The sequence below is a fragment of the Acinetobacter piscicola genome, from assembly GCF_015218165.1.
Lineage (GTDB): Bacteria > Pseudomonadota > Gammaproteobacteria > Pseudomonadales > Moraxellaceae > Acinetobacter > Acinetobacter piscicola_A.
This window is the reverse complement of the sequence record NZ_CP048659.1, coordinates 2,852,395-2,876,944: the sequence shown is the minus strand read 5'-3', so window position 1 is coordinate 2,876,944 and position 24,550 is coordinate 2,852,395. Positions and strand designations below refer to the sequence as shown.

Sequence of the window (24,550 nt, the reverse complement as noted above, 5' to 3'; positions counted from 1 at the left end):
CAGGGTAATATGACTATTTATCAAAGTGATATAAGCAATGTTGCGCTTGCGACAACAACATATCAAGCTATTGGTGAAACCGATGGCATCGTTGCAAACTATCGAGATAGTGCAGATGAAAACTCAGGCATAATTTCAGTTGAAGCAGAGAAACTCAAATTCGATTTAACCTATGGTTTTAGTGAACAGATTTTATCAAGTTCTGTGCGCTTTAAACTTGGCAATGAAGTGTTTATCGACAGGACAGGAACGCTTTATAAAAACATTGATATGTCGAATGGCAGTGGTGTTTTAGCGGGTCAAGTGAATTACGGTAATGGCGAAATCAATATTGATTCGTGGCTTGCAGGTGCAGACAACAAGATTACACTTGAATCACTAACAACGACAACAGATATACCGCCAATCAGTCATGTTTCATTTAGAACACCGATTATCCCGATTCGTCCGCAGTCATTAACTGTTGTTGTGCCTACAATCGAGCATGGTCAACTGACCTTGCGTGCAGATGAAAACGGCATTATTGAAACGCCTTTTGCACATGGTTTTGTGAATTATATTAATGGCACTGTAGTTATTTATTTTTACTCAAAAACCGAAATCACGGATAGTAATCGTGATGAGATTATGGGTAAGGATTGGTACGATGCATTGCTTGAATATACTGAAAACTCAAGAACATACATCAATAAGCCTGTATGGGTTGACGCTTCAACGGCTCGATATAACGCGATTGCCTATACCTACATTCCGCTTGATCCTGAAATCCTTGGCTTGTCTGCAACACGCTTACCGCTTGATGGACGCGTTCCAATTTTTCGCGCAGGCGGTATTGGTATTATTAGTGCGACAAAAATGTATCAAATGGCTGATCATGTTGCGGGTAAAACCTATACATTGGATGACCAGCGGATTGCGTATTGCGAGTTACAAGATAGTGCTGGCACCAAAGTGCCTTATGACATGTATGTTGTAGATTATGATTACGGAAAATTCACGCTAAGCGGTGACTTTGCTTTAAATGCTTTGATTCCGCCTTTGTCTGCAAAATATCGCTATCAAGACATGGGTTTAATCAAGGATGTGCAAATTAATGGGCAAGTGACATTCACTAAGCCTGTAACACACAACTACAGTGCTGCCGACTCGATTGTTGGATCTGCGTTAGTGATTGGCGATATGCAAGCGCGCTACACTCGAAAGTTTGTGCAACAAACATGGAATAATGACTGGAAAGATGCGGCTGTGGGCGGTGCAATTTCAGCACAGTACAATGATGCATTATATCCAATTCAAGTCACCAACAATGGCGCGGCACAGGAGCGTTGGGCGTTGGTGTTCACCGACAATACGAATTTTAGAATCATTGGCGAAACATCTGGGCAAATTGGCACAGGCACTGTGAATACAGATTGTGAGCCAATCAACCCAGTGACAGGTGCGCCATACTTTAGCGTGAAAAAAGAAGGCTGGGGTGCAGGTTGGGTAAGTGGTAATGTTTTACGCTTCAATACGATTGCAGCCACGTTCCCAATTTGGTGTATTCGTACTGTAAAACAATCAGAACCAAGTCAAATTTCGGATCAATTCCAAATCATGTTACGTGGTGATATTGATCGCGTTGTTTGAGTATTAAATGAATTTTATGACCGCTTTGAGCGGTCTTTTTTATGAGTAAATAAAAATGGTCGCAAGTACAGATATCAAGTTTTATGTGCATACAAATACCAATGCTCCGCAACTGACCAATAATTTTGGCTGCATGATTGATGTGCTAGATGCGTGTCTAATTAATGGTTTTGGTGCTCAATCCGTTTCGACGCTTAAAGCCGCAGGCAAGGTGGTCACTGTGACTTTCGGTGCCGCACATAATTTGATGCAATACCAAGTCATTAAAATCACAGGTGCAAACCAATCCGAGTTTAACGGTGAGCATCGAATTTTATCTGTGCCAAATGCGAATTCATTTACTCTTGAACTCGCAAATACGGCAACAGTAACACAAGCCACAGGCACAATTGTTTGCTCGCTACCGCCATTGGGATGGGAGAAACCTTTTAGCAGCAAGCATAGTAGTGGCACAGGTGGGAAAGCAGCATATCGCTCCACTAACCCACTATTGCCGAGCCGCCCTTTTTTACGTGTTGTTGATGAGCTAGATCCTGCATACACAGCAACTTATGCGAAATACGCAAAGGTTGGAATTGTTGAAGATATGACTGATATTAATACAATGCTTGGGGTGCAAGCGCCGTATGATTCAACAAATCCTGATAAAAACTGGGTGGCAACAGGAAGTGGTACAAGTGTAATCAATGGGTGGGCGAGATGGTATTATACGAGAACTAATAATTTAGGTAGTGTAAATGATACTTTCACTATAACTGCTGGTAATCGTAATTGGCTTTTAGTAGGTACTAAAGATTATTTCTATATTTTACCTTGCATCACTCCAGATACGGAAACAGATGCTAGTAAGGCAGCAAGCCCGTATGGTTTTGGCGTATTTGAGCGTTATTATAATGATGATGTGAGTAATACTTTTCTAAGTGCTTCTATAAGGGATGTAGCGGCAAATAGCAATGCCTCCATTGGCTCTATGAGCGGTATATCTTCAAATAGTGTTTCTAATATTTTGTTATTTAAGCCAATTGAGCAGATAAGTAGTTATGCGACTGCTAGAGCAGCATATCAAATAACTAACACAAGTTATCTCTCTGGACGTACAAGCTACCTGTTGGGCAGTGTTGATAAAGTCCCTATTTACCCAATTTCGCTTGATGAAAGTCTAACTCCCTTTTCTAGCAACATAAAAAATATTAGAGGCGGGCTTATTGGTATCTATGCCTTAGCTCAAGTGATGCCTTTTAATGATTATCAGATATTTGTGCGTGATGGCAGTGTATTTATTGCTAAATTTTGCACAGTAAGTAGTGGTAATACCCCTGGTGAAATCGTTTTGAAAATAGGTGAGCTATGACAGAATATGTGGTAGTTGGCGGCGGTATAGTTAGTATTAGAAATCCTAATAGCGACCCTATAGAGAATGGGGAGTATTCAATCAAAGGGCAGGTGAAAGAATTGGGTAACAATATCCCTTGTCGTGTTCGCTTGTTTGAAAAAAGTACAGGGCGATTGATAGCAGATGTTGCAACAGATGAATTTGGGAATTACAAGTTTCTAAACTTAATAAAAGCCAGATTCTTTATTGTTGCCCATCACCCAGCATCTCAATTTAACGCAGTCATTCAAGATAACGTGGTGCCGAAATGAGTAAACCATCTTTACAGACAAGCCTAGCCATGCTGCAAGCAACAGCAAATTTTCTGGATCAGGGTAGCGCAAATGCTACCCTTATTTTTTATGATGATGTTAAACCCACATCAGTGAGTGTTAATGCAAATAGCTCAGCAAAACTTTTAGCGCTAGAACTTCAAAAACCATGTACCAAAGCAGTAAATGAAAGCAATATTGAGTTACACCCAACAAATGCAGGTATTGCAACCAAATCTGGTACTGCACAATGGGCAAGATTATTTAATGGTGAAGGAATTGCTGTTGTTGATATTGATGTAGGGATTGGAATGGATATTGTTTTAGATAATCATGACATCGTCATAGGATCAAGTACAAAACTTGATGTGATTTATTTAAGCCCACAGCTTTAAAAATGAGGTGGTAAATGTCTGACTACACACCACCAGATGCCTTAAATGTTGTTCTAAATTTCACCCAAGAATTAAAGCCAATTGATTCTCACAATTTGGTCTTAAATTTCGGTGCCGAAGATGGGTTTAATTACGCAAACATCAGCATTGATACATCATTTAGATTTAGGGCGATTGGAACAGTTGAGCCACCAATTGATGTACATGGTGCAGCAAATATCCATATTAACACTTCATTTGCTTTTGATGCTGTGGGTACTTTTGATATTAACCATATCGTGGGTGTGACACTAAATAGCGATTTGGGATTTCAAAGCGCTTTTCCAAATCTAAGTGCTGTAAAAGCATCTTGGTCAAAGCCGATTTTTAGAGCGCAAAATAGCGCTTTTTATTTTGAGCAAGCGCAAAGTCTGAGTCGTTATATTTCAAATCAATATGAGCAAACACAGGTTTTACAACGCGATATTCGGGCAGCCTTTGAAGAAATTACAGGTTTAAATGCTGCAAAAAGTGTGTCTTGGAATCATGCTGAAAAATGCGTTATTACTCGCAATGTATTGTTTGATGAAAGCAAAAAATTAAGAATTCAGCGCAACAATCATTGGGATGAATTGGTAAGAAAGCGCAAGCAGTTTACTTTTTCGCATCAAGTCGCTCATGTTTTTGAAAAAAGGATTGGTTTTAGTTGGGATAAAGGCTTAGAGCTCATCACTAAATCAAACATTCCTTGGCAACAAGCGCATTCAATTTATTATCGCAAGCATCCAGTTCTACCTTGGCCACAACCTGAAATCCCTCAATATAGTGGGTCAACCGATCTTAATTTTATCTGCTTACTACATGAAGTGGATTCGCACAATGTTGTTTTGAATTTTGGTGATGAGGACTGCATACCGAGACTTGCGCCTCGAAATTGGTGGTATATCGTGAATAAAGTAGAAGTTAGCCGTCTAGACAATGGTGAGCAAATAAAGGTCATTGATGGCAGCTACAATACAAGCCGCAGCCAGTGGTGCTGGTCTTACAACTTAACTGTACCTGCATCCGAGATTGCTAAACTTGAGCCAATCAATGCACAACCTGTCATTCTGAAAATTCAAGTGAATGACAATATTCATCACATGTTGCTTGAGAATCGTAGTCGCTCAAGACGTTTTGCTGAAGATGTTTGGACACTGACAGGGCGTAGTCAAACCGCATTACTTGACGCACCTTATTCACCAACACGCTCATTTCTACAAGAGAACGAACGTACTTCTGTGCAGTTAGCGCAAGCTGAATTGGATCGAGTGAATAGTGCTACACAATTAAATTGGCAACTAATTGATGAGCTTGGTTGGATCGTGCCAACAAACAGCCTGAGCTATGCCAATCAGACCCCGATTGCTGTGATTAAACAGATTGCAGAAGCAGGTGGTGGCTTTGTTTATAGTGAAAAGGGTTCTAACACATTAAGCATTCGACCCAAATACAAAAAGACATTTTGGGATGCAATGCAATTCGATGACTATGATCGACTACTTCCCGAAAGCCTAGTGACAAGCCAATCCACTGATTATGAGCCTTATCCTGACTATAATGGCGTAACTCTGACAAATGACCGCACAGGTTTTACAGGGCAAGTGAAGCGTACAGGTACAGCAGGTGATTTACTGCAAGAAACAGTAAGTAATCCATTGTTTACAGCAGTATCTATGGGCAGCTATGGCAAAGCGTTACTCGCAAAAGCAGGGATGATCGAAACGCATAGCTTGGAAATTCCTGTGCAAAAAGATGTTGGGGAATGCTTACCAGGTGAAGTCATTGCATTTAATGCAGAATGGTGGGGCATTGTAGAGAGTGTTTCAGTGTCATTTACGCATGCTGTAGTCAATCAAAACTTAACTGTGGAGCGTGTTCTCAATGAGTAATGTTTTACAGCGTTTAATTGATTTGATGCCAAAAGCACCTGAATTTGTTGGCACGGTTACAAGTGTGAATCACCCGAATTACAAGGTTTTAGTTGCAGATGATTCGGGCCTTGTGATGTGCACAAGTAGCACAGTGTACAAACTAAATGATCGAGTTTTTGTATCAAACCAAGAGATTAAACGACTCGCACCAAATGGTGAAGTTGTTCAAATAGAAGTTTAAAACTTAACAAATAAGCGCCCAGTAGGGCGTTTTTTTATTGCCAAAAAATAGGGGAAATGTATGTCTGAAACACAGGCGGTACTTGAAACAAGTGCTGTCGCAATTACTCAAAAAGTCACAGCAGCAAGCGGACTTACATCATTTTTTGCATTCTTAGGAAAGGTTGATGTGATTGCTTGGGGTGGTCTGTGCATTGCATTTTTTGGCTTATTAATTCAATTCTATTTTGCGATTGCTAAAAATAGGCGAGAAAAATTAGAGCACGAAATGCGGATGGATGAATATAGAGTGCGTAAAAACAATCTTAAAAAAGAGATTCAAAATGAACAGTGATCAAACCAAAACATACATCGCTTACATCACGTTAGCGTTATCAGTGCTCGTTGTTATTGGGCTTTTCTTTTTTAATGTGCCCGAAAAAAATAAAGACCTATTAAATATTGTCATTGGTTCACTGATCGGGTGGACAGGGGCAGTAGTGAGCTTTTATTTCGGCAACTCAGATCAAAAGGATAAAGAGAGATGATCAAACAATTCTTTGATGCAGCGCGCCAAATCGCTGGTGGTAAGCTTACACAATCACAAGTGGATCAGCTTAATGTTGTGGTTAGCGAGTTGGCATCAGGTAAAACCACAAGCGCCACAGGTATCGACTTGATCTGTTCTTTTGAAGGGCTGCGCTTGAGTGCCTATGACGACGGTGTGGGTGTATGGACCATCGGTTACGGTACAACGGTGATCAATGGTGTGAAAGTCAAAAAAGGCGACACTTGTACAGTTGAGCAAGCCAAATCCTACATGGCATCTGATCTTAAAAAATTCGAAGCTGCTGTGAATAAAGTCACTGTTGTTTTAAATCAAAATCAGTTCGATGCATTGGTTTCATTAGCTTACAACATCGGCACAGGTGCTTTTGCAGATTCAACATTGCTTAAAAAATTGAATGCAGGTGATTACAAAGGTGCTGCTGCTCAATTTGATGTGTGGAATAAAGCAGGCGGCAAAGTAATGAAAGGTCTTGTGAATCGGCGTGCTGCTGAGCGCAAACTATTTGAAAAGGCAGTCTAATGAAACTGCCTTTATTTTTACTGTGCATCTTACTCTCAAGTTGCACAGCTCATTCAATTGATACAAAAGTTCATGTGACTGTCTGTGTGCAGTGTGTTAATTAAGCGCCTTTTTAGCTGCTTGTTTAGTTAACTCATCAACAGATAATGTAAGCAAATCTATTGCATTTTCTACTTCTAATTTGCGCTGATTTGCTACTTTTTTTAAATCATTCCACACACCATTTGGCACAGGTCTAGTGCATTGAAGCCAGTGTGTTATTCTGCGCTCATCCACCTTTAATGCTTCCGCAAGTGCTTTTTTCCAAGACTTACCAAACAATGACTTTCCGATTTTTTCAAGTTTATCATTGTCACGAAAATTAAAATATTTATTCCAAAACCAATCGTAATGCTCTGAAATTACTATAAGGTTTTTCCCGAAATGATCTTGCTGGACCATTTCTAAAATTTCTTGATATTCGGTTTTGCTGATAGCTTTTTCAACTGCGCGAAGCCCGAGATAATAAATCCCTTTTTGATCATAAAGACGAATATTATCTTCCATATTCTTATGCTGTACGTATTGGATTTCAATATCAATGCGGTTTTCAATTTGTGCTGATATTTGATTATTCATTAATTTATTCCTGCTTTAAGCCCCGCTCAGTAACAAGCAGGGACCTTGTTTTAGTACTTGAAAAACGTAGTCGTTGTGTTTTGGTAATATTTAAAGAATGCTCCCTCATAAATTGCTTCACATGCGATCATGCGGAATGATGCTTTAAACCTATCTTGAATGCGCGATGCAACTGCAAAAACTTCTTGATAGCTCATATGTGAAACTGGGATATGAACAAATCGCATTTGATTTTGAAATTCATCTTGTGCATCCTGTGAGTTAAACTCTACGCGTGTGACTTCGATAGTTTCCATTTTTAATTCCTTTTATTAGATTGATAGTGCCGCAAAATCCATTACAGATTTCTCAGAGTATTTCGGATTTTTAGCTTGTAGTTTAGCTAGTTTAGTTGCAACTGCTGCTTTAAGGCGCTCTACATACGCAAATTCAACTTTAGAGTAGTTAAGTTTTTTACCTTCGATTAACACATAACCTAAATCATCGTTGCTATCTTCTAGGTTTAAGTAAACACGTAACTCGCCTTCTTTTTTATTCCAAGCTTTCAAAACTACTGTGATTTTTTCAACCGCAACAAAACCCTCTTTAACCGCTTTAATTGCTGCTCCGAAAGTTACACGGTAGTTATCGCCCGCTTTAATTACTGATTTAGCTAGTTTGTGTGCTGCTTTGAAAAGTTCTGATTTGTTCATTGGTTCCGCCTCGCGGTTCTGAGTGATGCACTGTGCTTCTCTCTATGTTGTTATTATGTGCAATTATAATTGCACAATCAAGCATTATTTTAATTTATCCTTATTCTCCCGACGAACGGTTAACTCCTCACTTTCGTCACAGCATACTTATCAATATCAGCATGAAATACAAACATTGGATTCATCACGCCATAGCCGTGATATTTAAAAAACGGCTTGGCGAATTTAAGGTTAAATTTTAGGTAGTGGTAAAGCCATGGTTCCATTTTATTTCATCCATTTATCAACTTCATTTGAATACCATTCCATTAATTCTTTTCGTTCTTCCCAATATTCGGCTCTATTATAAATGCCGCGGATTCGATCTTTAGGCACGTGTGCAATTTGGTATTCAATCACATCAGCTCTAAATTTTTGTGAATTATTTGCATGTGTTGAAAAGAGTGAACGAAAGCCATGTGTGACCATTTGTCCACCATAACCATTCCTTTTAATAATTGCTAAAATACTTTCTGATTTTGTTGGTAGCTCTGGATTTCTTGTATTCTTAAATACATAGCCGTTATCAATTCGATTGTCATACAAATCTTGGAACAATTTTTTAGTTTGTTTTGTGAGTGGCACGACATGATCTCTACGCATCTTCATGCGAGATGCAGGAATTACCCACTGATCATTTTTTAAATCAATTTCTCCTGTGTCCCATCGGGCGCTCAATAATTCAGAAATACGAACTGCTGTGTAACAAACGAGTTTCAATCCGTGTAACAGCTCAGGTGTAACATTTGACTGATTTACTCTGCGCCAAAATTCAGGCATTTGATCAGCATCAAGAGATGGCATGTTTTGCACTACTTGTTGCGGAATAACATCGGCAACCAAAGTGCATGGATTTTTTTGCGTGTAATCAGATGCAATCGCAAAATTAAATAACTCATTTAAAAGTCGAAGTGAGCGCTTCGCGGTTTCAAGCGTTCCCTTACTGACCATTTCTTTTACTTTCTTAACAACTTGCTTGCGATCTACTTCATCAATAGATTGTTCTGCAAAATCTTCAGTAATGTAATTCAAGCGATAAATAACAGTATTGATGTATTTTTCACTGGACCATCTTGGTGTCATCATTTTAAGCCATTCATCAATTACAGATTTAACAGTGGGTGAGTCTAAGACTTTGCCTTGAGCCTCTGCTTTATATTGACGTGCAAGTTGACGCGCTTCTTTGCAACCAACATCGGGATATTCACCTAAACTTTTGCGAGTCTGCTTTCCATGCACCCGGTACGACAACACCCATTTCTTTTTCCCAGTGGGATGCACATCAATAGACAATCCCTCACCATCTGCTAGCGAGTATCTTTTTTCTTTGGCTTTTAATGCTTTTACTTGAGAATCGGACAACATATCTTTTACCTGTTACACGCGTGTCACACCTGTGTAACACCTTATCATGATTAACCGTGATTGATAAATGTTGTGTGTGATTGATCGTGATTGATTATGATTAATGAAAGCAACTATAAATACTTGATATATAGTAAATAAAAGGCAAAAAAAATCAACCATGACGAATCATGATTGATCTTAATTAACAAATTTGGTGGAGATGGCGGGAGTTGAACCCGCGTCCGCCAACACTACACTCGAGAATACTACATGCTTAGATATCGTCTATTATTTTAACGCTTAAAGACCCGACGAACAGGATTAAAAACGCGATCCTCTAAGTTTGGTATAAAGCCCCGAGGCTTGACTCTATACGGACTTGTGTGCGTGCGCTTCGGTCGGGTTCACTGACCACAAGTATTCAGTGAAGCGGACAAGCGGCCCTTAGGCAGCTAGAGCGTAAGATTCGTCGTTTGCGACTATTTAAAATGCAAATTTTATTTACGAGAGGAAATGCGCTCTCGGCATGCATCTATGAGCTTCATCATCAGCGTCGAAGCCAAAAACATCCCCTAGATAACAATGCAATCATAACATAAATGTTGAAAATTACGCAGTGAATTTACGACATTTAAGTGAAATGATGCAATTGCTTACATCATTGCGTTAATATAAATATTTTTCAAGGGTCAAAAACAAAAAAGATGAGCTATTTACTCGCACTTGATCAAGGAACAACCTCTAGTAGAGCAATTATTTTTGATGAGCATGGAAAAATCCATGCAACCGCACAACGTGAAATACAAATCAAGACCCCTAAATCAGGTTGGGTAGAGCAAGATGCGCAAGAAATTTGGACGACTCAAATTGCTGTGGTACAACAAGCAATCGCATCTGCACGATTATTAGCCAAGGATGTCAAAGCTTTAGGTGTAACAAATCAACGTGAAACAACGGTGATTTGGGATAAACGCACAGGTCGAGCTTTAGCTCCTGCAATTGTGTGGCAAGATCGGCGGGCAGTAGAGTGGTGTAATGACTTACTACAAAAAAATTATTTAGAAAAAATACAACATAAAACAGGTTTAAGAATAGATCCTTATTTTAGTGCTGGAAAATTAGTGTGGTTATTGGAAAATATTGATGGACTCAGAACACTTGCAGAGCAAGGACATGTGGCTTTTGGTACGATTGATAGCTGGCTGATTTGGAACTTAACGCAAGGTTCAGAACATGTCATTGAAGTCAGTAATGCATCTCGAACAATGTTGATGAATTTAAAAAGTCAGCAATGGGATGATGAGCTAATTGAGTTGTTTAATATTCCAAAATCTGTTTTACCTAAAATTATTGATTCAGATCAATATATTTCCAATACGGCAGCAGGTTTATTGGGTGCTGAGATTCCGATTGCAGGTATTTTAGGAGACCAGCAATCTGCATTATTTGGTCAGTCATGTTTTGAAGTTGGAACAGCAAAAAATACCTATGGTACGGGCTGTTTTATGCTGTTTAATACAGGTTATGACATTCAATACAGTCAAAATCAATTATTAAGTACATTGGCATGGCGCTGTCAAAATCAGTCGAATTATGCACTTGAAGGCAGTGTGTTTATGGCTGGTGCGATTGTGCAATGGCTTAGAGATGGTTTAGGGATTATCCGAAATAGTACTGAAGTCGAAAAATTGGCGTGTAAGGTGAAAGATACCGATGGTGTTGTATTGGTTCCTGCATTTACGGGTTTAGGTGCGCCACATTGGGATAGTGAGGCGCGTGCTTTACTTTGTGGTATGTCACGAGGTACAAATAAATCTCATATTGCACGAGCAGCTTTAGAATCCATCGCATTTCAAGTTTCAGATGTACTGACTGCCATGCAATCTGATATTTCACAACCATTAAAAGAGCTGCGTGTAGATGGTGGTGCAAGTCAAAATGATATGCTCATGCAATTTCAAGCAGACATTTTAAATGTTCCTGTACTGCGCCCTAAACTTTTAGAGTCAACGGCTTGGGGTGCAGCAGCGATGGCAGGTTTGAAAATGGGAGTATTTTCAAATCTAAATGAAATATCTGAGTCTTGGCAATTAGACCGAGCATTTGAACCCAATATGCAAGAAGATGAACGACAGTTCCATTTGCAACAATGGAATGATGCTTTGCAAAGAGCAAAAAGTCATTAACTGATTTACAGGCACGTATTTCATTCATGAATCTAAAAAAGATGCTGATTATTCACAGCATCTTTTAGATCTTGGATTTAAACGGTATTGAGCGCTTCAAAGCGAAATGAAGCGACTCGGTGTTCTTCTGGTAAATACGCCCCACGCCCAAAAAGCTTTTCACGTAAAGTTCCTTCACGAAAATCTTTTTGATAGACGCCGCGTTTTTGTAGTTCAGGAACAACATATTCCACCACATCTTCAAAAGTTTGATAATAAAAATCTTAGTGGATATTTTAATCTTATAAAAAATAAACGCATTATTTTATATTTAAAGCTGAGATATAAATCTGTTTTTTTACTTATGAAAATATTTTTAAATGATATTAGTTAATCATTTAATTCATAAATAAAATCATTTATTTTATTTATAGTATTGATTATTAATGAAATATAACTTAATTTTTATTTTTATTTTATTTAAAGTGAATTACTTTTTATTTTAATATATAAGCGAATAAAAATATTGGTGCTAGTTTGAGTGTAGAAAATCAAACGATGGAAATCTAAATGACAGCAAAGATTAATATCCAATTAAATTCAGCAGAAAATATTCCAAAAGAATTTTATTTATTAAAAAATAAAGCACATATTATTCAAAATGATGCTGAGGCAATCCAAATTGCTCAAAACTTGGCGCAAGAATTTAAAAAGGAAGCAGCAATTCGAGACCACGAACGGCGTTTACCCTTAATCGAAATTGAAAAATATTCACAGTCTGGTTTATGGGGAATTACCATTCCTAAGCAATTTGGTGGAGCAGGCGTGAGTTATAAAACGCTTGCTGAAGTTGTGAAAACGATTTCGAGTGCTGATTCTTCATTGGGGCAAATCGCACAAAATCATTGGGCTTTTGTTGAACATATTCGTTTAGATGCAACACCTGAACAGCAAGCTTTTTTCTTTGATCAAGTGTTACAAGGACATCGTTTAGGTAATGCATTTTCAGAAAAAAGTTCAAAAACTGTTGCGGATTTAACCACAACAATTGAATTTAAGGAGGATCATGCTGTAGTAACGGGTCAGAAATTTTTTGCAACAGGTGCACTTTTAGCGCATTGGATTCCTGTCGTTGCTGTGAGTTCTGAAGGAAAACCTTTTGCCGCTTTGATTCCACAACATCGTGAAGGGTTAACCATTAACAATGATTGGAGTGGTTTTGGACAGCGAACAACGGTGAGTGGTTCTGTCACTCTAGATCATGTAAAAGTAGATTTAAACCATATTGTCCCTATTTACCAAGCCTTTGAACGTCATACTGCAGCGGGTGCTATTTCTCAGTTTATTCAAGCCGCAGTTGATGCGGGCATTGCACGTGGTGCAATTCAAGAAACGATTGATTATGTCCGCCAATATACTCGCCCTTGGATTGATTCTGGTTTAGAAAAAGCGACAGATGATCCTTATACCATTGCCAATATTGGCGAATTAAAAATAAAACTACGTGCTGCTGAAGCTGTTTTAGACTTAGCTGCATTGGCAATAGATGCGGCTTTAGCCGAACCTTCTGAGCATCATGTGAATGAAGCGACTTTGTTAAATGCTGAAGCGAAAGTATTAACCACCGAAATTGCGTTATTGGCAGCCAATAAATTATTTGAACTTTCAGGTACACGTTCTACTTTGTCAGAATTAAATTTAGACCGTCATTGGCGCAATGCAAGAACACATACTTTGCATGATCCTGTACGTTGGAAGTTAAATATCGTAGGCAATTATTATTTAAATGATATTCCACCACCACGTCATGCTTGGAGCTAATAGGAGAATAACAATGACAACATTTACACAAAATCATGAGCTTTCTTTGGGTGGGAACTATGAGCAAGTTGCCCAAAAGTTTCGTCCAATTTTTTCTAAAATTGCAGAGGGCGTTTTAGAGCGAGAAAAAAACCGTATTTTACCAACCGAGCAAATTGAGTGGTTGAAGCATGCAGGCTTTGGTGCTGTGCGTGTCCCTGTACAATATGGCGGTGAAGGTTTATCTCAACGTCAGTTATTTCAGCTACTGATCGAATTAGCAACGGCTGATTCAAATATTGTACAAGCATTGCGTGGGCATTTTGCTTTTGTGGAAGATCGTTTGGTTGCCCATAGAGATTCTTCCCAAGAAATTTGGTTTAAGCGTTTTGTACAAGGTGATTTGGTGGGGAACGCATGGACTGAAATTGGTAAAGTTGAAATTGGCGATGTCATTACACGTGTTTCACAAAATCAACAAGGTAGGTTAGTGGTGAATGGTGAAAAATTCTATTCAACAGGAACTATTTTTGCAGATTGGATCGACCTTTTTGCTTATGATGAAACTTTAGATCAACATGTGATTGCGGCTGTATCGACACATGAGCAGGGTATTGTGATAACAGATGATTGGGATGGATTTGGGCAAAAAACCACGGGCAGTGGCTCACTTAAAATTAATCAAGTTCCGATTGAGCGTGATCATATTTTGTCATTTGAACAGCGTTTTAAATATCAAACAGCCTATTATCAAGTCTTTCATTTAGCCACTTTGGCAGGTATCGCATTGAGTGCAGTTGCAACTTTTTCAGAGGAAGTTCGCCAACGCACACGTATTTTTAGTCATGGAAATGCAGATCTGATTCGCCATGATCCACAAGTCTTGCAAGTGATTGGTAAAGCATCTGCGCAAGCTTTTGCGAGTCAATCTATTGCATTAACAGCAGCAGAAGCCTTAGATGCAGCATATCTGAGCCATTTTCAAAATAATGATATTTTAGACCAAAAAGCCAACAATGCGGCTGAGTTAGAGTCATCACAAGGTCAGGTGGTGATTACAGATTTGGTTTTAGATTTAACTGCATCTTTATTCAATGCTTTGGGTGCATCTGCAAGTACAACAGCAAAACAATTAGACCGTTTTTGGCGTAATGCACGTGTGGTTTCTTCACATAATCCAGTTATTTATAAAGAAAAAGTGATTGGGGATTGGCTAGTAAATCAAACACCTTTGCCTTTTGTTTGGCAGATTGGAAATAGTCCAGCTGCTCGGAAAATTTCTATTTAGGTGAGTTTTGGGCATCAACACGGGTTTTCATCGGAAGGTGAAAACTCTTTTTTTGATGCTGAGCATCTAAAAAGTGAACTGATAAAATAAGTGTCAAATAGAAAATGAAAAAATGGACATTTCACATTCAAAATGTGGATGTGAGTCTAAAAGGTAACCATGAAACGAAAAATAAAACCCGCTTACTTGGGCGGGTTGAATTCAACTCTAGATGAGTATTTTTAGTTTAAGCAACTTGTACAGGAATACAGTTCGCTGTGTGATTGACTGTATTGTCTGGGTTTGCATATACAAGACGTGGTTTATGGGCATCTGCTTCTGCATTGGTAAAGTCACCAAATGTTGCGATAATCATTAAATCGCCAACATCAGCTTGAAGTGCAGCACCACCATTGACTGAAATAATGCCTGAACCTTCTTCACCACGAATTGCATAAGTTGTGAAACGCTTACCATTGGTGACATTCCACATATGAATTTCTTCGTATTCACGGATACCAGCTAAATCTAAAAGAATGCCATCGATTGCACAAGAACCTTCATAATGTAATTCTGCTTGTGTAACGACACAACGGTGGATTTTAGCTTTTAATAAACGAGATAGCATGGCTTGCGTCTCCTAGTTGTCCTACGACAGTTATATGTGGTTAAACAATAACTTTTGCAATGGATGCTTTTTGAAAAGCGCATTTTGCTCTTAAAATTAGCGTATGGCAAGAAAAATTGTTTAACAAAGCTTGATATTTAATGGCTGAGATTTACGGTTTATAGGCATTTATTTGATTCATTGCCTGTTGAATTTCACCGTTAACCAAAAGTTGAATTTTACTTAAAGCATGATCAATTGCATCATCCATTAAAGTCTGTTCACTACTTGGTGCTCGACCTAAGACATGCCCAGAAACTTTTTCTTTAGCACCTGGATGACCGATGCCAATACGTAGGCGATGAAAATTAGCACCAATATGTGGAACAATATCACGTAAACCATTATGACCACCATGACCACCGCCTGTTTTTAAGCGAATGACACCTGGGTTCATATCGAGTTCATCATGTGCAATCAGAATTTCTTCTGGTTTGATTTGATAAAATTTGGCGAAGGGGACAACACTTTGACCAGACAGGTTCATAAAGGTTGTGGGTAATAACAGACGAACGTCTTGACCTTCGATATTACCACGACCACTGATCCCTTTATATTTAGAATCAGTTTTGAGTTGGATGCCATATTGTTCTGCAAGGCGTTCTACGAACCAAAACCCTGCATTATGGCGGGTTTGGGCATACTCAGAACCTGGGTTGCCCAAACCAACAATCAGTGAAAGTTTACTCACACTCATTTACACCATTCAACACTTATGCGCGTTTGAAGTCAGCATGCATAGGTGTGTTTTTAGCAGGGTGACGTTGTAACGCTTGGATTTTAACGCTTTCAGCTTTACCGTCGATGTTTACTTCGATAACTTCTTCAAAGAATGCATTGCTTTCTAAAGCTTTAACAAGCTCACGAAGCTCTAAAGTTACAGCTACAGGTGCAGCGTCACCACCATAGATGATTGCAGGTACTTTGTTTTGAAGACGAAGGCGGCGGCTCGAACCTTTCCCTTGAATTGCTTCTTCACGTGCTACTGCATTTAATACGAAGTTTGCCATGATAGACATTCCTAATTTAAGTTTAATTGACTAGACCTTCGACCAGTCTAGTGATAGAAAGCCCCACCAAAAGGCAGGGCTTTTAAATTTTAGCGCTATATTATAGATAAGAATCAAACATTGCGCTAATAGATTCTTCGTTGTTAATACGACGAATTGTTTCAGCAACCATACTTGCTACTGAAACTTGGCGAATCTTACCAAGTTTTAAAGCTTCTTCTGAAAGAGGAATAGTGTCAGTAACAACCAATTCATCAATTACAGAATTTTTAAGGTTTTCAAGTGCTTTACCTGAAAGTACTGGATGCGTTGCATAAGCAACAACTTTACGTGCACCAAAAGTTTTTAATGCATCCGCTGCTTTACACAATGTACCTGCAGTATCCACCATGTCATCAACAATGACACAATCACGATCTTTTACGTCACCAATCAAATGCATCACTTGTGATTCATTGGCTTTTTGACGACGTTTGTCAATGATTGCAAGGTCAATATCACCCATTTGCTTAGCAACAGCACGTGCACGAACGACACCACCTACGTCAGGTGAAACCACCATCAAGTTGTGATGCTGTTGTTGACGTAAATCAGCAAGCAAAGCAGGTGTACCGTAGATGTTATCTACAGGAATATCGAAGAAACCTTGGATTTGGTCAGCATGCAAGTCGATCATTACCACACGGTCAATTCCGACTGTTGTCAGCATATCTGCTACAACTTTTGCAGTAATTGGCACACGTGTAGAACGAGGACGACGGTCTTGACGTGCATAACCGAAGTAAGGAATCACGGCAGTGATACGACCAGCACTTGCACGACGCAAAGCATCTGCCATCACCAAGATTTCCATCAGGTTATCATTGGTTGGGGCACAAGTAGGTTGTACGATGAATACGTCTTTACCACGCACATTTTCAGTAATTTCAACAGTGATTTCACCGTCAGAAAATTTACCTACAGCAGCAGCTCCCAATGGGATATGCAAATGGCTAACGACTTTTTGGGCGAATTGTGGATGAGCATTTCCACTAAAAACGACAAGATTGGGCATGAAGCACCCTTGGCGGTTGGCATGTATGAAAATAGATGGCAGGGGCGGCTGGATTCGAACCAACGGATGCCGAGATCAAAACCCGGTGCCTTACCACTTGGCGACGCCCCTAATGCGGCAGAACTTTAATATTTTTACTGATATTTGTCAAGGCATTTATGATTTAACCTATCAAAAAATACAGTAATGATGTTCTGTCTTTTTGAAAATAAATGGCAGGGGCGGCTGGATTCGAACCAACGGATGCCGAGATCAAAACCCGGTGCCTTACCACTTGGCGACGCCCCTAATATGATGTGAAATTTCAATGCTTTGTAATGGCAGGGGCGGCTGGATTCGAACCAACGGATGCCGAGATCAAAACCCGGTGCCTTACCACTTGGCGACGCCCCTATTACAAAGATGAAAAACTCATCTACAGATGAAAATGATGGCAGGGGCGGCTGGATTCGAACCAACGGATGCCGAGATCAAAACCCGGTGCCTTACCACTTGGCGACGCCCCTATCATTTATGCTGTGAAATGAACGAGTGGTGATTCATTTAAGCTATTGACCATGTAAGATTTACAAGGAGAATTTGCTAAAATATCATCAATATTCATATTCTCAGTCACCTCAACAAAAACACAAGCACCTGTACCTGTGAGTTTTGCTTTACCGAACTGATCTAAGTAACGCATAGCTTCATCAACTTCAGGATATAATTTTCGAGCAAGTGGCTCAAAGTTATTTCCAAAAACAGATGAGTTCTGTTGATAGGCGCAAAATTTAGTAGGCTTCGTATCTCTTGTCAATGTTTTTTGTGAAAAAAGTAGTTGAGTGCTGATAAAACAATCAGGTTTTAACACAATGTATTGTTTTTGAGCTAAGTCTATGAATGTTAAGTGTTCGCCGATACCTTCTGCCCAAGCATTTTGACCATAGACAAAAATGGGGACATCGGCCCCTAATTTGACTCCAAGCTTTGCCAATTCTGTCCTATTTAAACCACATTGCCACAGTTGGTTGACGACGATCAAGGTGGTTGCTGCATTAGAGGAGCCACCACCTAAACCTGCCCCCATGGGAATGTTTTTTTCTATTTTAATCTTCAAACCTGTCGCTACTTGGTGGGCAAAAGGTTTTAAAATTTGTGTGGCTTTATAGATTAAGTTTTGTTCCAAATTAACCTGATTTAAACCATCTATGATGATTTGATCGTTGTCGGTTTGTTGAAATTCCATCCAATCGCATAAATCAATGAGTTGGAAAATACTTTGTAACTCATGATAACCATTTTCACGGCGACCTGTGATGTGTAAGAACAAATTTAATTTGGCAGGGGAAGGCACACGAATCATAAGAATTTAAGCTTTTGCAAATTAACGATTTTGAATGATCATTGTAATACGATTTTCCTGACCTGCCTCCAACGCTTGTTTTAAAACCAGCTTATTGGGCAACTTTGCTGCATCGTTGTAACTTAAATCAACAGTCCAACCATCTTCTTCAATTTTGATGGGGCGTAGTTGTAAATCTTTTTGTAACGTGGCTGCTGTTGTTGCAGGTTTTGCTTGTACCCAGTCAATAATATGGGTAATGGGTGCAACCCATCCTGTCGCACGTTCAAGTAACTCTTCAGGTGTTTCTGCACTGATTTCACCTGTTTTGGCACTATTGAGCGTCACTTGACCAGGTTTTCCTTCAATAACCGTTTTACCAATGCCTAAAATACCCGTCAGTTGAATGTTAAAATTTTCATTGTCTTGTTGCCATGTATAAAATGCACTGCCTGATTGCTTAGGTGTTTTGACTCCAATTTTACCTTCAAGGCTAAAATGTTGCGCATCTTGCACTTGTGTTGTGGTGGTTGGTGCTTTGACATATTGTTGGCAGCCAGTCAGGGTAAAACTTGCCATTGCAATTGAGGCAAAGAATACTTGAGCAATAAAACGCATAAAAAAATTAACTCTTATTTAAGTGTTGAGGTAATAATAATGAATCAAGTTGCTGTAATTCAGCATCATTTGGGTGATTTTGTTTGAGTTGTTGTAACACTTGATTAAATTCTTCAAGTGCCCCTTGCATGTAGAGGGATTTTGCGTAACGCACACCAATATTGATATTGCCACTCATATTGTAAGCTTTGCCAAGAACCTTAGACGCTGTGCTAAAATCATTTTGTAAGAATGTAATATAGCCTAAAGTATCTAAAATAGAGGCTTGTTCAGGGGCGAAATCAAGTGCTTTTTCAGCATAGCTGCGTGCTTCTTGCAAGCGACGATTTTGTAATGCCAAGGTGTAAGCATAGGCATTTAGATAAGTTGGATTATTGGGTTCTAACTGAAGTAATTGCTTCAATGCTTTATCGAGTTGCTCTTTATTTTGATATGGATCGAGTAAGAGAACTTCTGAATACAAGAGTTCAGGATCATCTGGTAAATTTTGGACTGCTTCGCTCAGCAAGCGCAATGCAGCTTTTTTATTGTCCATTTTTTTTAAGATTTCAGCTTGTGCTTGATACAAAAAACTCGCATGCTGTGGATAATTAACACGTTCTTGGGTTAAAAAGCGTAAAACATCGTTCAATTTACCTTGACTGTCGTAAATTGAAATCAGGTTACGGCGAGATACAGTATAAAGATTGCCATCGACTAAGCGATAGTAAGCTTTGGCTGTTTCCAATTGTTGTTTGCGTTCAGCATTGATGGCTAAATAAAAATAAGCGTCATTTTGATATTTACTTGAATAACGTAACTCGACCAAATGTTGTTCAGCCAAATCATATTTTTTCAGATCAATGGCGGTTAGACCTGCAATAAACAATGCTTCTTCAGCATCAGGCCACACTTTGATAATTTTTTCTAACTTCTCTAACGCTAATTCAGGTTGATTAATTTTGGTTAAATAGCGTACTTCTGCTAAGCGCACTTCAAGATTATATTTGTGCTTACGGCTACTGCGTTCATACCAGTCTAGAGTTTGTTGTTCATCTCCTAAAGCCATGAGTAGATTGGCTTTCATGAGAATAAAACCAGTCACTTTAGGACGTTTACGTAAGGCTTTATTGATCGTTTCCAAAGCCGTTTCAATATTGTTATTTTGCGCTTCTAAGCCTGCGATAAGAATTAAAACGGAAGGATTATTTTTTTCTTTACTTGCATGTAAGGTGTTGAGGAGGTTAAGGCGATCTTCCTCAGATTCAGGGGTAATACCTGCTAAAATTTGTTCTAGATCGGCATTGGCATCAATGTTTAAAATCTGATCTAAGGTTTCGGCAGCAAGCTGATATTCATGTGCTTTGAGTGCAATATGTGCCAAATAAAATTTTGCAGGAACATCATCAGGCTCTTGTACCACCCAATGCGTGGCAATGTCTAAAGCGGCTTGTAGGTCATTGTGTTCAATCGCAATATCAAGTGCACGTTGTTTGATAGACGTAGAATTATTACGGATTGCAAGTACGGTGTAGTTATGCAAAGCTGTAGGTGTATCATGATAGGCCAAGGCAAATTCGGCAATCATGGTTTGTTTTAATGCTTCTGTATTATAATTTGCATGATACAATTCGCTAGCGGCTCGAATATGAGCGCTAGAAGCCATGCTACCGACAAGTAAGAATGTGGTAGAATATTGCCTAATTGTCGTGCCGTTAATGCGGCTGCTTATTTGACGCAATTTTTCTTTATCCAAGTATGCTTTTTATGACACCGTTATTGCACAATAACATAAATTTAGCGAAATGATGATCTGATATGTCTTTCTTTGCATTGGGTGTCAACCATCAAACTGCTTCTGTAGAGCTTCGTGAAAAAGTTGCGTTCAATCCTGAACGCTTAAGCACCTTGCTTGCAGAACAGTGCCAACATCATGAAATGAACGATATGGTGGTGGTTTCGACCTGTAATCGTACTGAAGTTTATGCCATGGCTGAAAATGCTGATATGGTATTAGAGTGGCTCGCTCAAACAAATGGTATTGATGTAAAACAATTGTCAAATCATGTATATCGTTATGAAAATAGCGATGCTGTTTCGCACTTAATGCGGGTCGCGAGCGGTTTGGATTCATTGATGTTGGGTGAGCCACAAATTCTAGGACAAGTGAAAACGGCTTTGGCTTTGGCTAAAGATGCAGACACCGTTTCGCAACAACTCAATCAAATTTTTGAATATGCCTTTTATGCAGCAAAACGTGTACGTTCTGAAACAGCTGTAGGAAGTCATGCAGTTTCAATGGGCTATGCCGTTGCACAATTGGCACTACAAGTCTTTAGCCGCCCAGAAAAACTGACTGTCATGGTGGTTGCTGCGGGTGAAATGAACAGCTTGGTTGCAAAACATTTAGCAGAAATGGGTGTTGCTAAAATTTTGATTTGTAACCGTGGGCGTGAGCGTGCTGAAAAATTGGCACAAGAAATTGCCCACCGTGTGGAAGTGGAAATTATTCCATTTAGTGAGCTTGCTGAAAACTTATACCGTGCAGATGTCATTTCAAGTTGCACGGGGAGTTTATATCAGGTGATTTCATTTGCTGATGTCAAAGCGGCTTTGAAAAAACGTCGTTATCAACAAATGCTGATGGTTGATTTGGCTGTACCTCGTGATATTGATTCAAAAGTCGAAAGTTTAGATGGCGTGTATTTGTATGGCGTAGATGATTTACAGTCGGTCATTGATGAAAATCTTGCCCATCGCCGTCAGGCTGCTGTTGAAGCAGAGGTGATGGTGAACCAATTGGTAACACAGTTGGTGACACAGCAAAAAATTAATAAAGCAGGTGAAACTATTCATCAATATCGTCAGCAAGGTGAGCAACAGAGTCGGCTTGAATTATCATATGCTTTACAGCGTATTCAGTCAGGTGAAAATGCTGAACAAGTATTAAAAGATTTTAATCATCGTTTAACACAAAAATTGTTGCATCCAACCTCTATTTTGCTACGCAATGCTGCCAAAGATGAAGATCCTTCGCATTTTGATTGGTTGAAAGAAAATATTCAGGATATTTTCGCAAGTGGTCGTAAAGTGAATTCTTAACTCAAAAATAAAGTTGGTTTTTATGATTGAAAGCCTGAATGATGAGTAAGTTTTGGATCTGTTCTATTTTTAACTATGCACCAATTTTAAACTAATTTTCTTGGTCAATTCATTGAGTTGTTGACGTAGATTGCGAGATTCACTTAAGGATGCAGGCGCTTTCATTTTCTGACGTAAATATTTTTCTTGCAAAGAAAGAGAGTATTCAGCGGCAACTTTGTCAGCAAGTTCAGGTGTTTCAATGAGGTTTTGAATATTGGTGCGTTGCATAATTTCAGCCAACTCTAAATGATAAGCACCGCAAGCGCCTAAAATATAATAAGTTGCGAGTTCTTGATCATCAGGTAGGTCATCAAAAATAATGTCGAATACAGCAAGTACTTTGGCAAGTAATTCATCGGACTGAATAAATGCACGTAACACTTCAAAATGAATATATAAGAAGGGGTGTTGCATCAAAATTGCCACAGCAAAGTCTTCATCTTTGGTGCGAATATTAAAAGACAAAGAGGCATCTAAACTGATTTGTGGCTGCCATTTTTTATTAAAGCCTAACTTTTCACGGAAAAATTGACGTAATAAATAACGATATGAGCCTTGCTTGGGCAGTAACTCAACCAATTGATTGAGTTCAGCCATCACCTGACTCTTACCTTCGGGTGTGGTAATGGCATAATTTTGACTGAGTAACGCAAACAAAAAATCAGACAACAGCGGTGCACTTTGCCACAAGCGTTGGAAAGTCTCCATGCCTTCTTTACGGATCAGAGAGTCGGGATCATGTTCTTTGGGTAAAACAAAAAACTTGAGTTCACGCCCATCATTGAGTAGTGGTAACGCGATTTCTAGTGTTCGGCGTGCGGCTTTTTGACCTGCGGCATCACCATCGAAAGCAATAGTGATTTGATTATTTTGTTTAAATAAAATGCCCAAATGGTCCGCATTACTTGCTGTTCCAAGTGTTGCGACTGCACCCGAAATACCATATTGCTGTAAGGCGATGACATCCATATAGCCTTCGACCATCAGCCAATCTTGTGCACGCTCTTTACGACCTTCATATAAGCCATAGAGCAATTGATTTTTATGAAATACTTCGGAGTCAGGTGAGTTGATGTACTTCGGTTTAATCTCGTCATTCAGTGCACGACCACCAAATCCGACCACACGACCTTTGGAGTCTCGGATTGGGAAAATAACTCGGTCACGCAGTAGATCAAAATCACGACCACTATCACTAGTACGGATGAGACCAAGCAGTTTTAAGCCTTCAATATCTTGTGGAAAAGCTTTTTCTAAATGTTGCCAATCTTCAGGTGCATAGCCTAAACGCCAATACTGAATGGTGGTTTTGGTTAAACCACGATGCTTAAAATAATGTTGTGCGCTTTTACTATGTGGGAGTTGTTTTTCATAAAACTGGGCGATATTTTCCAAAAGATCATATAAATTTCCATCTTGTGGAATTTGTTCATCGCTAAAATGATCAAACTGTGTTGGATCAAAGTTTTCAAAGTCAGGAGACTGATTGAATGCCTCAAATGGATCAATATCCATAGGCATTGTGTTATCTGTGCTCGGAACGATACTCGGTTGATCTAAAGTTTTATGTTCAATACTTGGTTGTGGTTTTGCTGCTTCACGCTTATATGACAGTTTTTTATTGTCTTGGTTGTCTTTAGGTAGTTCGATACCTGTTTGACTGGCAAGGTCTTTCATGACATCGACAAAATTACGATGGTCAATGTCCATTAAGAAACGAATGGCATTCCCATTGGCTTGACAACCGAAACAATGAAAATATTGTTTGTCACGATAGACATGGAAAGAGGGTGATTTTTCCTGATGAAAAGGGCAGCAACCTGAATAGGTACGACCTGTCTTTTTCAATTTCACACGTTGACCAATCAAATCGACAATGTCGGTTCGATCTAAAATCTGATCAATCGTATGCTGAGGAATAGCCATAAGTACAAGCCAAATCGGCAATAAAAAATAAGTG

At 39.1% G+C, this 24,550-nt stretch carries 25 protein-coding genes, 4 tRNA genes, 1 other RNA gene and 1 pseudogene; 13 read left to right on the top strand and 18 right to left on the bottom strand.

Annotated features, from left to right (window positions below; genetic code table 11):
• Positions 1-9 precede the first annotated feature (9 nt).
• Genes G0028_RS14100 through G0028_RS14060 form a run of 9 tightly spaced genes read left to right on the top strand, consistent with a single transcriptional unit; the run spans position 10 to position 6,869 of the window.
• Complete coding sequence (locus G0028_RS14100) at positions 10-1,629, top strand: hypothetical protein (protein WP_180047908.1); 1,620 nt, start codon at positions 10-12, stop codon at positions 1,627-1,629.
• Positions 1,630-1,684: 55 nt separating this feature from the next.
• Positions 1,685-2,980 (top strand): hypothetical protein, encoded by a 1,296-nt coding sequence (locus G0028_RS14095; protein WP_180047906.1) that lies wholly within the window; start codon positions 1,685-1,687, stop codon positions 2,978-2,980.
• Complete coding sequence (locus G0028_RS14090) at positions 2,977-3,273, top strand: carboxypeptidase regulatory-like domain-containing protein (protein ID WP_180047904.1); 297 nt, start codon at positions 2,977-2,979, stop codon at positions 3,271-3,273. Before G0028_RS14095 ends, G0028_RS14090 begins: the two co-directional genes overlap by 4 nt.
• Positions 3,270-3,668 (top strand): hypothetical protein, encoded by a 399-nt coding sequence (locus G0028_RS14085; protein ID WP_180047902.1) that lies wholly within the window; start codon positions 3,270-3,272, stop codon positions 3,666-3,668. Before G0028_RS14090 ends, G0028_RS14085 begins: the two co-directional genes overlap by 4 nt.
• Before the next feature lie 14 nt (positions 3,669-3,682).
• Positions 3,683-5,578, top strand: a complete 1,896-nt coding sequence (locus G0028_RS14080; protein WP_194088726.1) for a hypothetical protein — start codon at positions 3,683-3,685, stop codon at positions 5,576-5,578.
• Positions 5,571-5,801, top strand: a complete 231-nt coding sequence (locus tag G0028_RS14075) for a hypothetical protein (RefSeq protein ID WP_180045718.1) — start codon at positions 5,571-5,573, stop codon at positions 5,799-5,801. The genes G0028_RS14080 and G0028_RS14075 overlap by 8 nt, the downstream gene beginning before the upstream one ends.
• 60 nt (positions 5,802-5,861) lie before the next feature.
• On the top strand, positions 5,862-6,134 hold the full coding sequence (locus G0028_RS14070) for a holin (protein WP_180045717.1): 273 nt from the start codon (positions 5,862-5,864) through the stop codon (positions 6,132-6,134).
• A complete protein-coding gene (locus G0028_RS14065) occupies positions 6,124-6,327 on the top strand; it encodes a hypothetical protein (RefSeq protein WP_180045716.1) in 204 nt (67 codons plus the stop codon). Before G0028_RS14070 ends, G0028_RS14065 begins: the two co-directional genes overlap by 11 nt.
• Positions 6,324-6,869: a lysozyme gene (locus G0028_RS14060; protein WP_180045715.1), complete on the top strand. Its 546-nt coding sequence runs from the start codon at positions 6,324-6,326 to the stop codon at positions 6,867-6,869. Before G0028_RS14065 ends, G0028_RS14060 begins: the two co-directional genes overlap by 4 nt.
• A gap of 96 nt (positions 6,870-6,965) precedes the next feature.
• Here G0028_RS14060 and G0028_RS14055 read toward each other — a convergent pair whose 3' ends face one another.
• From G0028_RS14055 to ssrA, 5 genes are all read right to left on the bottom strand, one after another.
• Positions 6,966-7,487: a hypothetical protein gene (locus G0028_RS14055; RefSeq protein WP_180045714.1), complete on the bottom strand. Its 522-nt coding sequence runs from the start codon at positions 7,485-7,487 to the stop codon at positions 6,966-6,968.
• A gap of 50 nt (positions 7,488-7,537) precedes the next feature.
• On the bottom strand, positions 7,538-7,783 hold the full coding sequence (locus G0028_RS14050; RefSeq protein WP_180045713.1) for a hypothetical protein: 246 nt from the start codon (positions 7,781-7,783) through the stop codon (positions 7,538-7,540).
• 15 nt (positions 7,784-7,798) lie between these two features.
• Positions 7,799-8,179: a hypothetical protein gene (locus G0028_RS14045; protein ID WP_180045712.1), complete on the bottom strand. Its 381-nt coding sequence runs from the start codon at positions 8,177-8,179 to the stop codon at positions 7,799-7,801.
• Positions 8,180-8,446: 267 nt separating this feature from the next.
• On the bottom strand, positions 8,447-9,583 hold the full coding sequence (locus tag G0028_RS14040; RefSeq protein ID WP_180045711.1) for a tyrosine-type recombinase/integrase: 1,137 nt from the start codon (positions 9,581-9,583) through the stop codon (positions 8,447-8,449).
• A 194-nt stretch (positions 9,584-9,777) separates the two neighbouring features.
• Positions 9,778-10,138, bottom strand: a transfer-messenger RNA (tmRNA) gene (gene ssrA, locus G0028_RS14035).
• Positions 10,139-10,269: 131 nt separating this feature from the next.
• On the opposite strand from ssrA, the gene glpK reads away from it, so the two are divergent.
• A complete protein-coding gene (gene glpK, locus G0028_RS14030; protein ID WP_180045710.1) occupies positions 10,270-11,751 on the top strand; it encodes a glycerol kinase GlpK in 1,482 nt (493 codons plus the stop codon).
• A 77-nt stretch (positions 11,752-11,828) separates the two neighbouring features.
• Here the strand turns inward: glpK and G0028_RS14025 are convergent.
• Positions 11,829-12,005, bottom strand: a pseudogene (locus tag G0028_RS14025) (5,10-methylene tetrahydromethanopterin reductase); the annotation flags it as partial.
• Between the two features lie 295 nt (positions 12,006-12,300).
• Between G0028_RS14025 and G0028_RS14020 the strand changes: the two are divergent.
• Together G0028_RS14020 and G0028_RS14015 are read left to right on the top strand one after the other, a co-directional pair.
• Entirely contained in the window at positions 12,301-13,551 is a 1,251-nt protein-coding gene (locus G0028_RS14020; RefSeq protein WP_180045709.1) for an SfnB family sulfur acquisition oxidoreductase, read from the top strand.
• Positions 13,552-13,564: 13 nt separating this feature from the next.
• The gene (locus G0028_RS14015) at positions 13,565-14,818 is read left to right on the top strand and encodes an acyl-CoA dehydrogenase family protein (RefSeq protein ID WP_180045708.1); all 1,254 of its coding nucleotides are present in this window, start codon (positions 13,565-13,567) and stop codon (positions 14,816-14,818) included.
• A gap of 226 nt (positions 14,819-15,044) precedes the next feature.
• Here G0028_RS14015 and panD read toward each other — a convergent pair whose 3' ends face one another.
• From panD to G0028_RS13960, 11 genes are all read right to left on the bottom strand, one after another.
• On the bottom strand, positions 15,045-15,425 hold the full coding sequence (panD, locus tag G0028_RS14010) for an aspartate 1-decarboxylase (protein WP_004722504.1): 381 nt from the start codon (positions 15,423-15,425) through the stop codon (positions 15,045-15,047).
• 151 nt (positions 15,426-15,576) lie between these two features.
• Positions 15,577-16,155, bottom strand: coding sequence for an aminoacyl-tRNA hydrolase (gene pth / locus G0028_RS14005; protein WP_130074594.1), 579 nt, complete (start codon positions 16,153-16,155; stop codon positions 15,577-15,579).
• A 22-nt stretch (positions 16,156-16,177) separates the two neighbouring features.
• Positions 16,178-16,474, bottom strand: a complete 297-nt coding sequence (gene rplY / locus G0028_RS14000) for a 50S ribosomal protein L25 (RefSeq protein ID WP_130074595.1) — start codon at positions 16,472-16,474, stop codon at positions 16,178-16,180.
• Between the two features lie 100 nt (positions 16,475-16,574).
• The gene (locus G0028_RS13995; protein WP_130074596.1) at positions 16,575-17,528 is read right to left on the bottom strand and encodes a ribose-phosphate pyrophosphokinase; all 954 of its coding nucleotides are present in this window, start codon (positions 17,526-17,528) and stop codon (positions 16,575-16,577) included.
• A gap of 36 nt (positions 17,529-17,564) precedes the next feature.
• Positions 17,565-17,639, bottom strand: a tRNA-Gln gene (locus G0028_RS13990).
• Positions 17,640-17,741: 102 nt separating this feature from the next.
• Positions 17,742-17,816 (bottom strand) — tRNA-Gln (locus G0028_RS13985).
• A 30-nt stretch (positions 17,817-17,846) separates the two neighbouring features.
• Positions 17,847-17,921 (bottom strand) — tRNA-Gln (locus G0028_RS13980).
• A gap of 38 nt (positions 17,922-17,959) precedes the next feature.
• Positions 17,960-18,034: transfer RNA gene (locus tag G0028_RS13975), tRNA-Gln, on the bottom strand.
• Positions 18,035-18,039: 5 nt separating this feature from the next.
• Positions 18,040-18,870, bottom strand: coding sequence for a 4-(cytidine 5'-diphospho)-2-C-methyl-D-erythritol kinase (gene ispE, locus G0028_RS13970; RefSeq protein ID WP_180045707.1), 831 nt, complete (start codon positions 18,868-18,870; stop codon positions 18,040-18,042).
• A gap of 21 nt (positions 18,871-18,891) precedes the next feature.
• Positions 18,892-19,467 (bottom strand): lipoprotein insertase outer membrane protein LolB, encoded by a 576-nt coding sequence (gene lolB, locus G0028_RS13965; protein ID WP_180045706.1) that lies wholly within the window; start codon positions 19,465-19,467, stop codon positions 18,892-18,894.
• Between the two features lie 7 nt (positions 19,468-19,474).
• Positions 19,475-21,187 (bottom strand): tetratricopeptide repeat protein, encoded by a 1,713-nt coding sequence (locus G0028_RS13960; protein ID WP_180045705.1) that lies wholly within the window; start codon positions 21,185-21,187, stop codon positions 19,475-19,477.
• Positions 21,188-21,264: 77 nt separating this feature from the next.
• Here G0028_RS13960 and hemA point away from each other — a divergent pair, with 77 nt between their 5' ends.
• Positions 21,265-22,548 (top strand): glutamyl-tRNA reductase, encoded by a 1,284-nt coding sequence (hemA, locus tag G0028_RS13955; protein WP_180045704.1) that lies wholly within the window; start codon positions 21,265-21,267, stop codon positions 22,546-22,548.
• Between the two features lie 69 nt (positions 22,549-22,617).
• On the opposite strand, the gene G0028_RS13950 is transcribed toward hemA, so the two are convergent.
• On the bottom strand, positions 22,618-24,516 hold the full coding sequence (locus G0028_RS13950) for a DNA primase (protein WP_130074601.1): 1,899 nt from the start codon (positions 24,514-24,516) through the stop codon (positions 22,618-22,620).
• Between the last annotated feature and the right edge of the window lie 34 nt (positions 24,517-24,550).